This window comes from Porphyromonas macacae DSM 20710 = JCM 13914 (assembly GCF_000379945.1).
In the GTDB taxonomy this organism is placed as follows: Bacteria; Bacteroidota; Bacteroidia; order Bacteroidales; family Porphyromonadaceae; genus Porphyromonas; species Porphyromonas macacae.
Genome location: NZ_KB904149.1, coordinates 54740 through 68354, shown reverse-complemented (window position 1 = coordinate 68354; position 13615 = coordinate 54740). Strand labels below are relative to the sequence as shown.

Genomic DNA, 13615 nt, shown 5'->3' with positions numbered 1-13615 from the left:
TTATTCTAACTCCTTATAGGCACTAAGCCTTGATAACATTTCATTAAAATCCACCTGATGTGCATCGAACTCGGGCCCGTCTACACATACGAAACGAGTTTTACCTCCTACCGTAACGCGGCAAGCACCACACATACCGGTACCATCGACCATGATCGTATTGAGCGAGGCTATGGTGGGGATATTGTATTTGCGTGTAACTTCTGCCACGAACTTCATCATGATAGCCGGCCCGATGGTTACACATTCATCGACCTTTTCACGTTTGATAACCATTTCGACACCTTCGGTAACCAACCCCTTGTTGCCGTAAGACCCATCGTCTGTCATGATGATTACTTCGTCGCTGACAGCTCTCATTTGCTCCTCCAGGATGATAAGATCTTTTGTGCGGGCAGCCAATACCACAATTACCCTGTTGCCTGCTTTGTGAAAACCTTCTACGATCGGAAGCAGGGGGGCAACACCCACTCCTCCGCCGGCACAGAGTACAGTGCCTACTTTTTTAATGTCTGTTTCTTTTCCTAAGGGACCGACCACGTCGGTAATGCTGTCTCCTTCCTGCAACGCACAAAGTTTCTTTGATGATTTACCTACTGCCTGCACCACCAGGGTGATGGTTCCGGCTTTGACATCTGCCTGTGCAATGGTTAACGGTATTCGTTCTCCTTTTTCACCTACTCTGACTATGACAAAATGCCCCGGACGGCGTGCCTTGGCAATGCGTGGGGCTTCGATGACTAATTTGAATACACGTTCAGAGAATGATTCTTTCTTTAGTATTTTATACATGGCTTTTATTGCTTGTAATTACCATTCCTACAAAAGTACGTTAAATTTCATATTAGCCCATCAAAACGGTTGATAAGGATGCTTTACGGGAATCTATTTTGATTTTTTTACTTCTGCTTGAAGTGTTTTATGAGATATTAAAAAAGGCGGTGTGTCATCATGTGCAAATTGCTGTGTTGCCTGCGACATTAAGCTTCTGTCACTTACTTCGGTACGCTCCCTTAATCTCAATTATTGCTGTCCGGTAAAAAATCGAAGAACCTTCAAAAACTACTGTTCTATAGCAGATTACAAGAGAATTTGAATTAGAGGGCTTGTATTTTTCCATACTGTCATTTCTAACATTGTCAAACTCCTTTTTCTTCGTAATGCCCTTTTAGAAGGTTGTTTTTGCGAAATATGAAGGGTTTTAGTTCCAAATCTCTAACCTCCTAAATTTTACCGGACACCAATAAATCTCAATCTTTTACGCATTCTGATGCACCGATAAGGGGCTGTACCCCAAATGGATTTTGATACAGCCCCTTATCGGTCTTTGTTTTGTTACGCTTGTATATTTGCTTTTTTTCGACGCTTTTTCCTAAAGAGGAAAATAAAGGCGACCAACAGGATAATGGCAATGATGCCGAAACCGATCTCATGACTGTATACGGTAACGGTACGTATCAGTTCTTCTTCCGTTTTTATTCCCGGGACGCTTGCCAAAGAATAACCTAAAATAGCCAGTACGGTATTCCAGATACCGGCTCCGATGGTTGTGTACAGCAAAAAAGGCATAAACTTCATTTTTGCCAGACCGGCCGGTATGGAAATCAGTTGGCGTATGCCCGGCACAAGTCGTCCTATCAGGGTGCTTACAGCTCCGTTTTTTTCGAAATATACCTCTGCCCTTTGTACTTTTTCCGTATTGAGCATAAGAGCTCTTCCTATACGGCTTCTGGCAAAGCGGTAAACGATGGGTCTGCCTAACCACATAGCCAGATAATAGTTTATCGCTGCCCCTATATCTGCTCCTAAAGTGGCAAAGAAAACCACCAGAAATACGTTCATGTCTCCGCTTCCGGCAGCGGCTTTCCACGCAGCCGGCGGTACTACCACTTCACTGGGAAAAGGGATGAACGAACTCTCGATTGCCATTAAGAGCGTAATGGTCCAATAGTTTAAGTGTTCCAGACACCATTGGATTATTCCTATAGATTCCATTAGTCTTAAGGTATTATTTATTTTGTTCTTTTTTCCAGGAATCTTTCAGCGAAACCGTTCTGTTGAATACCAATGCACCCGGTTTGCTGTCGGGGTCTACTGTAAAATAACCGGTACGTTGGAATTGGAAATGCTCTCCAGGCTTTGCATTTGCCAGGAAAGGTTCGATACGGCAATCTTTTATGATTTGCAGAGAATCCGGATTGAGCAGTTCTGCCAGAGTTTTGTCTTTTATGTCAGAGGGGTTTTCATCCGTAAAGAGTCTGTCATACAGTCTTACCTCGGCTTTCTCACAGTGGTTTGCACTTAGCCAGTGGATGGTACCTTTTACCTTTCGATTACTTCCGGGAAGGCCGGTTCTTGTTTCCGGATCGTATTCGGCATAAACCTCCGTTACGTTGCCGTTTTCATCTTTTTGGCATCCCGTACATTTAACGATATAGGCATTTTTTAGACGAACTTCGCGCCCCGGAGTCATGCGGAAGAATTTTCCGGGTGCGTCTTCCATAAAATCTTCCTGTTCTATCCAGAGTTCGCGGCTGAACGGAATGATGTGAATACCTGCGGTTTCATCCTCCGGATTGTTGATCGCTTCCATCTCTTCCACTTTACCTTCCGGATAATTGGTAATGATGAGTTTTACAGGATGCAAAACGGCAGAAACACGCGTTGCATGTTCGTTCAGATCTTCGCGTACAGCATGTTCCAGCAATGCTACATCTATCGTGCCGTCATATTTGGTATAGCCTATTTTGTCGATAAAAGATCGAATGGCTTCCGGAGTATAGCCCCGTCTTCTGTAACCGCAGATTGTGGGCATACGCGGGTCATCCCAACTGTTTACATGGCCTTCCTTGACCAATTGGAGCAGTTTTCGCTTACTCATCATGGTATAAGTGAGATTCAACCGGTTGAATTCTATTTGTCGAGGACGATACTCGTCTGTTTTCAGCAGATCGATGAAATAGTTATACAGCGGTCTGTGTACTTCAAACTCCAATGTACAAATAGAGTGTGTGACACCCTCGAAGTAATCGCTTTGGCCATGTGCAAAATCGTACATTGGGTATACATTCCACTTGTTCCCTGTACGGTGGTGAGGATATTTGATGATACGGTAGATAATGGGATCTCTAAAGTGCATATTGGACGAAGCCATATCTATTTTTGCTCTCAGAGTCATGGCACCCTCTTCGAATTCTCCGGCATTCATCCTTCTGAATAAATCCAGACTTTCTGCTGCAGGTCTGTTTCGGTATGGGCTTTCTTTGCCGGGAACGGTAGGAGAGCCTTTTTGTTCTGCTATTTTATCAGCCGATTGTTCATCCACATAAGCATGCCCTTCCATGATTAGTTTTTCAGCAAAGGCATATAGTTTGTCAAAATAGTCCGAAGCATAATAGATATTGCCCCAGTGAAACCCTAACCATTCTATATCCTGCCGGATGGCATCTACGTACTCCACGTCTTCTTTTGTCGGGTTCGTATCGTCGAAACGGAGATTGCAGACACCGTTATATTGCTGTGCAATACCGAAGTCTATGCAAATGGCTTTAGCGTGGCCGATGTGCAAATAACCGTTGGGTTCCGGTGGAAAACGGGTTTGTATACGACCGTCGTTTTTCCCCTCTTTCAAGTCGTTTTCTACAATTTGCTCAATGAAGTTAAGGCTTCTCTTTTCTTCAGCCGTTTCAGTTGGTGTATCAAATGCTTCGTTCATCTTAGAAATAGCGTGAATGATGATATGTAATTATTTTATCGTTGTTTTAAAATACTGTTTACCACCCGTACGGTGCAAATCAATTTTCCGCTTTTGGTAGAGTAGATTTCCACACTCCATACGTGTGTGCTTTTACCCTGGTGCATGATTCGTCCTTCTGCACGCATGACATCGCCTTCCAGAGCCGAAGATATGTGGTTTCCGCTTACTTGCATACCCACCTGCATTTCTCCCGGTTCCAGCAGGGCTACGGATCCTAAACCTGCAACCGTTTCGGCCAAAGCCAGATTGGCTCCTCCGTGCAAGATACCCATCGGTTGCCTTGTGCGAATGTCCACCGGCATCGTAGCCTCTGCATATCCTCTGCCCAAGGCCGTACAAACAATGCCCAGATTGCCCATCAGACTGTTAGGCATCAGGCTGTTGATTTCGTCCAGAGAGTACGGTGCATCTTCGTATTCGCTGAAGACGAACTTCTCGATCATGTGAGCAATTCCGTCCTCTTCGTTACTCATCGTAACGTAATCGGCGCAAGCTTTTACCGCTTCTTTTGCATTGCTTACGGCTACTCCCAATCCGGCATACTGGATCATTTCAACATCATGATAGCTGTCACCTACCGCAATGAGTTCCTGCCTGTTGTAGTCGAGCTTATCCAGGAGGGCGGCAATGGATTGTTTCTTGTGGATATTCCAGGGTGCAAGTTCGATGAAAGCCATAGCCGACCTTGTGACTGTAACAAGCCCGGGCAGTTGTTGTTTGATGAGAGCTTCCAGAGTATCCATTTCTGCAGGCTCTCCTGCGATCATACATTTCGCCGGCGCTTTTTTTATGAAGTCGAGTATGTTGGGTACTTCAAGCGTAGGCATATTGTTTTTTTCGGCCTCTTCTTTTATATAAGGGTCGTTCACATTTTCAGAGACTACCTTGTGATCGGCATAAGTCAGGAAGTTGACACCTTGTCCCAGACTGAGGTTGTACAAACGTTTGATCGTATCTAAAGGTATACTGTGCTCTGAAATGGTTTTACCGGTACGACAGTTAATAATCTGTGCACCGTTATAGGGTAGAATGTATCCGCTATGGTCTTTGAGCTGTAACTCTTCTGCTATTTTTGTCAATCCCTCGATAGGTCTTCCCGAAGCCAGAATCAAGCGCACGCCCATTTCTTCTTGTGCTTTGAGTAATGCTCTTTTGTTTGTTTCCGAGAGTTCCCTTTTATTGTTCAACAGCGTACCGTCCACATCAAGGGCAATCATTTTGTATTTCATAAAGCACGTTTTGTTAAAAGTTAATGTTTACGCCACCTAAGACATAATAGTTTTGGTGATAATAGCCCCAAAATCTTTCTGTTTTTCCGTTAAGTTGACCAGCACCATTAAGATAAACAGAAAAAGTCTGATTGAACCGATAATTTGCATGACAGGTTATCAGGTGCATATCTTTCAGTGAAAACTCGTTTCCGTACGGATCATAAGATTTTCTTCCGCTCAGCATGTCGTATCCTATGCTTATCGTTACCTTCTGAAGAGGGCGTAGGCTTATCTTCGCATTGCTTTCGAAAGTGGGTACGGCACTGAGTATCACACTCTCTTCGGAAGAGTAGTTGTTGTATTTTACTCCTAATTCGGTTTCCCAGATGCTGCCCATTTTGTAGCCGAACATACCGCCAAGGCTCCAGCGCGATGTGTTTGCATAGTATGGCTTGAAGAAAACTTGCCGGTTGTCGGCATCGATATTCGGGAGCGTATTCGGATTGAAAAAGAGGTCATGGTCTTTTTTTGAATATTCCCCGAAAAACCTCATGGATATATTTGAATTAACAATTCCTTTTAATGCTATTCTTGCATTGATCTTCTCGTTGGCGTGTCTCAGCGAATAATCGGGAGTTAAAAAAGGCATTGCAGACAATGTTTCGTACAGCGTATGGTGAATAAAACCACCTTCTATTTCCGATTGCAGCTGCCAGTATTTACCGAAAGAAAGATCAAAGCTTACTTTGGGTGTTAACAGTAGCTTGGTATAGGGTTTTACATTAAAAGATATACCGATGCCCGCAAGGAGAGACCAGCTCAGATCGTCATAGCTGTTGGCTACTTTCAGGTAGGGGGTTCCGCTTAAAGACAAAAACGGATTCGATTGTTTCTCTTTTTCACTGAATCGGAGTCCTTCTTCTTGATTCTGTACGATGAAGTTGACCTGTCCCAAAATCCCGGCGCTGAATGAATGGCTGATTTTCGTATAGAGATCATTATATGCTTGCAGATGGTGCTCTTTTAGATGATACGTTTTCTGGAGCATATCGGTTCCTTTTGACAGGAAATTATATGAAACGTACCCTTTTGATGCCACAGACAGGAGCGATTCGCTTTTCTTTTCCAAATCCAATCGCAGGGCAATTCGGTGTGTTTTGGCATCATTCGGTGTTTCATACGCATAAGGGGTATAAGTATCGGCGATGGTGCCGCCATTGGGAATGATGCCGTAGAAATTGTAAAAACGGTGCAAATAAGTTCCGGTAAAGCCGAAGTTCCATATCTCTCCGTTTTCCTTGTAACGTAAGCCTGCAAGAGTTTGAAAATCCAGTGCTTTCGTATCCTGATTGACTGCCGTAGTGCTTACCGGAGCATCCGTGCTTCTATTTGCAGCAAAGATGTCGAATGTTCTGTTTTCCTTGTTGATAAAACGATATCCGAAATCGCCTCTGAAGTTATGTTTAAGCCCTAATCCGAAGTTTACGAATCCTTTTTTTGTGCTTGTCTCGAATTTTTCAGCCATAGGGTTAAGCGATTCTCCCAGTGGTATCGCATATAGTGTATTCCCGGAGGGCGGACTTTGTAAACTTCCCGTGAATGGCTCGATATGCGGGCTTTTTCCTTTGATGGACAGAGGAAATCCCCGGCGGTTATCCAGCGTTATTTTCCGGTCGGTAATCACAGTGAGCTCACGTCTCAGGGTGTCCGGAGTTTTTGTTGCGTTATCTTTTGTATTCTGCGCGCCGAGAAACCCCGGAATCATTAGCAGGTATGCAACGATATATATATAATTTAGACTTTTCATTTTATTCTTTTGTCAAGTTTGCCAATCGCTGTTCGATCATTTCATCGATTTCCTTGTTTTTTCCGCCGAAGTTTTCTTTCAAGCTTTCAATGTATTGTTTGGCTGTATAGGAATCTCCTTCTCTTTCGTAAATATCCGAGAGCAGAATGAAAGCCCTTGCCAGCCAGTATTGCTGCGGCGAACTCTTTTTTATAAAACTTTCTATTCGTTTTCGTGCTTCCTTTTTCTGTCCTTTGCCATATTGCAGTGAAACAGATCTGACTAAAGCCTCGGCTCCGATTTCCGTATCTGTATCATCGCTGATCCTTTTATAATCTGCTATTGCTTTTTCCGGATTTCCTGAAGACTCATAAGCTTTACCTCTGTATAAAAGCATTTCCCTTTCCATATCCTTATTTAACGGGGTGATGGCAAACAGGCTTTCGGCAGCTTTGAGTACTTCCTTTTCATTATTTGTTTCCACTCCGTTTTTAGCAATACCTAACAAGGCTGCCGAGCGCAGTTCCGTGCCGGTTGAAAGCTTACTCAAAGCAGAATAAGCATCGTATGACTCTGCATAGTTCTTCTTCCCGAATTGAATATCGCCAATTTTCAACAGGGCTTCACTCCTCAACTCCGCAGGTGCACCGGATACATTAAGGCGATTATAGCAGGTCAGAGCATTATCCGTGTCTCCTTCCTGCTCGTATATTCTTGCCAGATAATTCCATGCTTTGGGAGCATCTTGAGATTGCTCGTAATCCTGCAGATAGGTTACAAGCGTATTCTTGGCATTCGCGCTATTTTTTCTGTAGCTGTTTTCAGCGGCCAAAAATCTCAAATGAGCATTTTCAGCAGCCGATGGACTGAAGTCTTTACCCAAAGTCGATACAAAAGCCGTATAGTCTTCCACTCTGTCCTGTTCGAGGCAAATACTTTTCAGGTCAGAAAGTGCAGAGTGCGCTTCATCGCTGTACTTGTATTGGCGGATGATGTTTTTATATGCCTCTATCGCTTTATCGGGTTTCCCCTGATTATAATAAAGCAGAGCCAGATCTATACCCGAAAGCCTTGCCCATTTCGTATCCGGATACTTTTGTTTTACCGTATTGAACGCTTGTTCCGCTTCATTCGATGGCAGATGTCCCACAATGGCAGCCCGTCCTTTTTGGTAGAGCGCTTCTGCGGCAAAAGGAGTGTTGGCGTGATTAACCAAAAGTTGGTTTAGGATGGATATCTGTTTGTTGTAATCTTTCTTGAGGTTGTATATGTCGGCCAGGCGGATGAGTGCATCGGGCAGTCCGCCATCGGTCATGCCATTCGCCCGGTTATAAAGCGAAATTGCTTCATCCATTTTTCGCTGCACATACATACAGTCGCCCATTCTGCACAATACATCTGCTTTGAATTCCGTGTTTTCCGTGTTCAGGGCATTGTACTCTCTGAAAGCATCGTATGCTTCGGGGTAACGATTTTGATTGTAACGCGAGTATCCCAGAAGATAATATGCCGAACTCTTTTCTTCTGAATTCAGACCCGGAGTCCTGAGCAGAGAGAGAATATCTTGCTCGGCTCTGTTGTAGTTTTGTTCATCGTAAAAGAGATTCGCTCTTCTCAGTAAAGCATCGCGATAGTAGTCTCCATGGTTTTCAGTGGAAACGGCCTGATTCAACCAGGCCATCTGCTCGGCAGAACGTCCGCTCATTCCTTCTTTTTCGGCCAGTTTGCAAAGCACATACTGTTTGGCTTCCAGAATCGATGGGGTGGGTTTCTTTATTCTTTGTATCGTCAGCAGACTGGTTTCATAATCTTTGTTTGTAAAAAAAGCCTCGGTCAACATACCTGCCATGCTTTTTCTGCGAGGAGACTGCTCGAATTCGTTTAGAAATCTTTCTGCTGTCTTGACTGCCTGCCCGAAATTGCTTACTCCGCTTTGTCTCTGGATCACAGCCATATTGTAAAGGGCTGTTTCCCGGTATTCAAGAGGAGCTTGAGCGTTCTTCGTTACAGCTTCCAGTGCTGCTATGGCAGAAGGAACATCTCCGGTTTTTCCGAAAGCGATCCCTCTATACAGATTTGCCGGCGAAGAAAGTTCATGACCGGCCGAAGTGGCTGCTCCGAGTGGTTTTATCGAATTGGCATAACTCCCCGATTCGTAATAAGCAACGCCCAAAGCGTATCCTTCGGATGGAGAGAGCTTATAATGACCGTTATGTTCCAGAGCAGAAAGGTTGGCGATGGTATTTTTGTAATCTTTCAGGTTAAAGTAAGCCTGTCCCGCTCCGCTTAATAATGCTGCCCGATTACGCAGTTCGGGATATCTGTTTTTAAGCCTTTCAGCCTTTTCCACTCCTTGTTGGTAATTCCCTTTTTGGAGTACAATGAGTACTTTGTAAAGTTCCGACTCTGCAACCAGCTCTTCCGGCCACCGGGTTTGTAACAGAACCTTCTCTGCACGTTCGAGGTTCTTTTCCGTCATATCGATTGCAACCAGATAGATTAAAGCTCTGGCAGCCCACGGATCCTGACCTTCTGTGGCTAATTGCAAAAGATTGCGCGCCTGTTTCAGGTATTCGTTGTTCTTGTTCGTTCTGCCGGGAATAACCTTATAATGTTTCATCAGAGCATAGGCCCACTGTACTCCCCATTGCGTCCTTTCGTTGGCGTCCAATCCATTGGGATCGATGTCTCTGAACACGAATTCGGCCCTGTCGTAATCCCCTCTGCTCAAATAAATATTGCCTAAGGTAAGCATGGCAGACTGCCGTTGTGCAGAAACGGGGTAGCGTTCCAGATATGCCTGAATAAGTTCGGCCGGAGCTTCTTCGTCGGTTCGAAGAGTAGCTAAAGTTTTCAAATATTCGATTTGTTCGTCGTCTTTTTGAGGAGCATCGAAAAAAGGTAAATCTCCGAATATTGAAGTTGCATTATAGTTCTGTTGGTTGAAGAAACTCGTGATATCCTGTTTTACCAGTTCCGTCGGATTATGTACGATACTTTGAGCCAAAAGGCCGGAGGCGGAGAACACTCCGCTCAAGATAATCGCAAATAGTTTTCTCTTCATATCAATTCGTATAAAAAAGTCCTTTCCCGAATGAATTCATACGGAGAAGTCATTCATCGTGTCCGGTTTATTTTCTGTAAACATTTGTAATGTTAAATATAGCTTTACAAATATAACATTCTGAGGCGAATAAGTCTATTGTTGACAAGAAGAGTCTGTGCCATAAATCGGATTTACGAAGTCAATGGCGCAGACTCTTGTGAGGTTTCCCTGTAAATATTCTAAAAAGCAGTTAAGGACCGGGTTGGATATTCTCTTGTGACCGGGTTTTTATTGCCCGGAGGGCGAGGGAAGTTTGGAGAGTCTGCTTTTGAACAGTTTGCTGTAGATGTCCGTCAGTTGCGCTTTTACAACGCTGAAGTCTACCGCATAGCCGCACTCATGCTCTATGGATGTGGTTCGCCCCCCGATAAAACCGCAGGGATTCATGAGCTGAAAACCCGAAAGATCCGTATTGATGTTCAATGCAAAGCCGTGCATGGTGATGTAACGGGAGCTTTTAACCCCGATGGCACATATCTTCCGCTCTTTCAGCGGATTGCCTGTGTCGAGCCAAACCCCTGTGGCCCCGTCTTTCCGTTCGGCATCGATACCGTATTTGACCAGTAGTTCTATGATGCCGGATTCGAGTGTATGGATGTATTCTTTGAGTCCCATACCGAATTTTTCCAAATCCAAAATAGGGTATCCGACCAATTGTCCCGGTCCGTGGAATGTAATGTCGCCGCCACGCTCCGTTTCAAACAGTTCGATGCCTTTCTCTCTAAGTATTTCAGGGCTTACGAGGAGGTTCCGGCTTTTTGCATGTAAACCGAAAGTGATTACCGGCGGATGTTCGCACAGAATAAACAGATTGTCTGTTTCTTGATTTTCTTTTTTACGTGTTACTGCTTCCGAAAAGGCAGAACGCTGGCGATTCAGAGCTTCGCCGTATTCGATCAGTCCCCAATCTACGTAGGTAAAAGGAGCTTTTTCTTTTTGGTAATCGCATTGGGTTATGCTGTCCGTGTCAAGTTTCAACTCCATAAAATCATAGGCGGGACGGATGTTTTCCGGAAACATCTGTTCCATGTTTCGATGCGTAGGGGCATGATGGGACAGATGTGTGAAATAGCACCGTACACGGCTGTTTACTTTGGATAAGACCGCTTCAGCCTCTTGAAACGATTGATGTGTGGGATGCGGTTTGCACTCTCTCAGTGCATTCATGATGAGCAGCCGTGAATCTTCAAATTTTTTGATTTCTTCGGGAGCGATGGTTTTCATGTCGGTGATATACGTCATGTCGCCTATGCGGTAGCCGAGTATGGGTAACTTTCCGTGAAAAACCCGAATGGGAGTAATGGTTACATCGCCTATGGTGAAAGGTTTTTCATGGACTTCGATCAGCTTAAGCCGCGGTGTACCCAGATAAGGGTTAGGGCTGAAATAGTAATAGAGTTTTCGTTTGACGGCATCGATAACATTCGGTTCGCCGTATATGGGTAATTCTCTTTGCCATGCAATGGTTCTCAGATCGTCCAGCCCGCTGACGTGATCGTAGTGTTCGTGAGTCAGGATAATCGCATCCAAATAATCCAGTCCGACAGTCAGTGCCTGCTGCCTGAAGTCCGGGCCGCAGTCTATCAGTATTTTTTTTCCGGAAGGAGTAATAACCAGTGCCGAGGACCTTAGTCTTCTATCTCTTGGGTCGTCGCTTTTGCATACCTGACAGTCGCAACCCACTTCCGGCACTCCGGTACTTGTGCCCGTACCCAACAGTATTATACGCATAGGATTTACACGAACGTCCATTGTAATAGAGAGTTTTCTTCAATAAGGTTTTTTCAGATGGTTTCAGCTGATATATTTTACTTCAGGTTGAATGGTAATACCGAATTTTTCTGCCACGGATTTTTGAACAAAGGCAGCCAGATTGGCAATATCCGTGCCTGTGGCTTCTCCCAAATTGACCAGTACCAGCGCTTGTTTTTCGTAAACTCCTGCTTTATCGGTTTTGTAGCCTTTCAGACCGCATTGCTCGATCAGCCATCCGGCCGGAACTTTCACCCGCCCGTCAGGCATGGGGTAGTGGGGAATATCGGGATATTCTTTGTTCAATTGAACGAATGCTTCTCCTGTGATAATAGGATTCATGAAAAAACTGCCGGCATTACCGATCTCTTCGGGATCGGGCAGTTTGGCCCTTCGGATGTCTATAACCGTTTGTCTTACATCCGCCAAACTCGGCTGTTCTTTATCTGTTCCGTATTTGTTTGCCAATTCCCGGTAGGTAAGGTTCAGTATCGGTTTCAGGTGCAGGGCATAGTCTACTGCCCAAACGATATAGTCCTGATATTCCGGTTCTTTGAATATGCTGTGTCTGTAACGGTAGTTACACTCGTTTACATCGAAAACCCGCTCTTCACCCGTGCGTCGGTGAATGGTATGTACGGCACGGATGTATTGGCACGCCTCTGTGCCGTATGCCCCGATATTCTGAATGGCAGATGAGCCTACCTGCCCCGGTATGAGAGAAAGATTTTCTATGCCGTAGTAGCCATGTTTTACTGCATAGGCCACAAAATCGTCCCAGTTTACTCCGGCTCCGACCCTGAGCACAATCTGTTCGTCATCCCGCTCGATCTCTTCTATCGAGCGAATATTCGAGTGTAAGATAATACCATGAAAATTAGCGAGGAAGAGCAAATTGCTTCCCTCGCCAACAGATAAAGACCGGCACTCTTGAAAATATTCGTCCCGGAGTAATGTTTTGAGTTCTTCTAAAGAGTCGTATGTAATAAACCACTGGGCAGTTGCCGGTATGTGGAACGTGTTATACTCTGTAAGAAGTTTTTCTTTTTGAATATCCATTAAAGGCTTCTTTCCAATAACCAGGCATCCGAAAATTCAGGAGCGTAACGCGCTTTTATTGCATCGCGAGAGCCGGCTGCTTCGTTGTATGAGTTAAAACTTGCAACGATGACACGAACCATACCGAACTCGTTTTTAGCCAGTATGCAATTATAACCGTCAGCTGTCATTCTGGTTTTTAGAGCTTTGGCATTGGCTTCATTTTGGAAGCTGCCCACAACGACACTGTATTGACGCAGGTTAGCTTCGTTTTCCCCCTCTACGGTTTGCAAACGTTCTTTACGGATGGAAATGTTGGCGGAAGGCTCGGATACCATCGGGGTTTCCTCTTTAACTACAGAATTATCATCTGCTGCAATTTCACGTTGTTTTGCTTGCTCGTAAGCTTGGCGATATGCACTTTTCTTAGGAGAACATGAAGCTACTGTGAGTAGCATTCCCAAGGCTGCAACAGCCATTACCATTTTTTTCATAATCCAAATTCTTTTTGTTGTTTTTGATGAGAATGGTTCTTAACTAAATATAATATCGTCTTTTAACCAATTATTATGTTCTCTCATTTGTACAAAGATAAAAAATCTTAAATAAAAGTATACTAAGGTTAATAAGTTTCACAGGGCAACTGCATCAAAATAGAGAGTTATCTTTTGGTTATGGATATACAAGATTTTTTTCTAAGGTAGAAGACCCACGGGTAGTGGGTCGTTGCAAGCATAAGTTGAGCGATATTTTAGTTATTTGTTTAGCTGGTTATCTGTGTGGAGGAGAGGATTATGAGTCGATGCGCAATACCGCAATACAAAGACAAGCTATCTTACGGAAGAGGTTATTCAAAGCCACATTGAATATGGACTACCTCAAAAAGCTGCTAAAGATTTACAAGAAGATCTGTGGTTGGTTCATGTTCATCTTTAATATTAATAATCATGTGCAATTATAAGGTT

The 13615-nt window shown here is 44.2% G+C and carries 9 protein-coding genes and 1 pseudogene; 1 reads left to right on the top strand and 9 read right to left on the bottom strand.

Going from position 1 to position 13615, the window contains the following annotated elements; genetic code table 11:
- The 9 genes from A3GI_RS0107695 to A3GI_RS0107655 all read right to left on the bottom strand — a co-directional run bounded on the left by A3GI_RS0107695 (position 1) and on the right by A3GI_RS0107655 (position 13144).
- Positions 1-792 carry a sulfide/dihydroorotate dehydrogenase-like FAD/NAD-binding protein gene (locus tag A3GI_RS0107695; protein ID WP_018360876.1) on the bottom strand — a complete coding sequence of 264 codons (792 nt, stop codon included), beginning with the start codon at positions 790-792 and terminating at the stop codon, positions 1-3.
- Positions 793-1335: 543 nt separating this feature from the next.
- Positions 1336-1995 carry a DedA family protein gene (locus tag A3GI_RS0107690; protein WP_025079456.1) on the bottom strand — a complete coding sequence of 220 codons (660 nt, stop codon included), beginning with the start codon at positions 1993-1995 and terminating at the stop codon, positions 1336-1338.
- Between the two features lie 13 nt (positions 1996-2008).
- Complete coding sequence (locus tag A3GI_RS0107685) at positions 2009-3715, bottom strand: glutamine--tRNA ligase/YqeY domain fusion protein (protein WP_018360874.1); 1707 nt, start codon at positions 3713-3715, stop codon at positions 2009-2011.
- 35 nt (positions 3716-3750) lie between these two features.
- Entirely contained in the window at positions 3751-4986 is a 1236-nt protein-coding gene (locus A3GI_RS0107680; protein ID WP_018360873.1) for a Cof-type HAD-IIB family hydrolase, read from the bottom strand.
- A gap of 13 nt (positions 4987-4999) precedes the next feature.
- A complete protein-coding gene (locus tag A3GI_RS0107675) occupies positions 5000-6775 on the bottom strand; it encodes a hypothetical protein (RefSeq protein ID WP_018360872.1) in 1776 nt (591 codons plus the stop codon).
- 1 nt (position 6776) lies between these two features.
- Entirely contained in the window at positions 6777-9818 is a 3042-nt protein-coding gene (locus A3GI_RS0107670; RefSeq protein ID WP_018360871.1) for a tetratricopeptide repeat protein, read from the bottom strand.
- Between the two features lie 270 nt (positions 9819-10088).
- The gene (gene lipB, locus A3GI_RS0107665) at positions 10089-11612 is read right to left on the bottom strand and encodes a lipoyl(octanoyl) transferase LipB (protein WP_018360870.1); all 1524 of its coding nucleotides are present in this window, start codon (positions 11610-11612) and stop codon (positions 10089-10091) included.
- A 42-nt stretch (positions 11613-11654) separates the two neighbouring features.
- Entirely contained in the window at positions 11655-12671 is a 1017-nt protein-coding gene (gene murB / locus A3GI_RS0107660; protein WP_018360869.1) for a UDP-N-acetylmuramate dehydrogenase, read from the bottom strand.
- On the bottom strand, positions 12671-13144 hold the full coding sequence (locus A3GI_RS0107655) for an SPOR domain-containing protein (RefSeq protein ID WP_018360868.1): 474 nt from the start codon (positions 13142-13144) through the stop codon (positions 12671-12673). Before A3GI_RS0107655 ends, murB begins: the two co-directional genes overlap by 1 nt.
- Before the next feature lie 180 nt (positions 13145-13324).
- Here A3GI_RS0107655 and A3GI_RS11655 point away from each other — a divergent pair.
- Positions 13325-13491, top strand: a pseudogene (locus tag A3GI_RS11655) (transposase family protein); the annotation flags it as partial.
- Positions 13492-13615: the final 124 nt, after the last annotated feature.

Coding starts and splice junctions, on each gene's coding strand:
- A3GI_RS0107695 (WP_018360876.1), bottom strand. CDS start 792: ATGTATAAAATACTAAAGAAAGAATCATTCTCTGAACGTGTATTCAAA.
- A3GI_RS0107690 (WP_025079456.1), bottom strand. CDS start 1,995: ATGGAATCTATAGGAATAATCCAATGGTGTCTGGAACACTTAAACTAT.
- A3GI_RS0107685 (WP_018360874.1), bottom strand. CDS start 3,715: ATGAACGAAGCATTTGATACACCAACTGAAACGGCTGAAGAAAAGAGA.
- A3GI_RS0107680 (WP_018360873.1), bottom strand. CDS start 4,986: ATGAAATACAAAATGATTGCCCTTGATGTGGACGGTACGCTGTTGAAC.
- A3GI_RS0107675 (WP_018360872.1), bottom strand. CDS start 6,775: ATGAAAAGTCTAAATTATATATATATCGTTGCATACCTGCTAATGATT.
- A3GI_RS0107670 (WP_018360871.1), bottom strand. CDS start 9,818: ATGAAGAGAAAACTATTTGCGATTATCTTGAGCGGAGTGTTCTCCGCC.
- lipB (WP_018360870.1), bottom strand. CDS start 11,612: ATGGACGTTCGTGTAAATCCTATGCGTATAATACTGTTGGGTACGGGC.
- murB (WP_018360869.1), bottom strand. CDS start 12,671: ATGGATATTCAAAAAGAAAAACTTCTTACAGAGTATAACACGTTCCAC.
- A3GI_RS0107655 (WP_018360868.1), bottom strand. CDS start 13,144: ATGAAAAAAATGGTAATGGCTGTTGCAGCCTTGGGAATGCTACTCACA.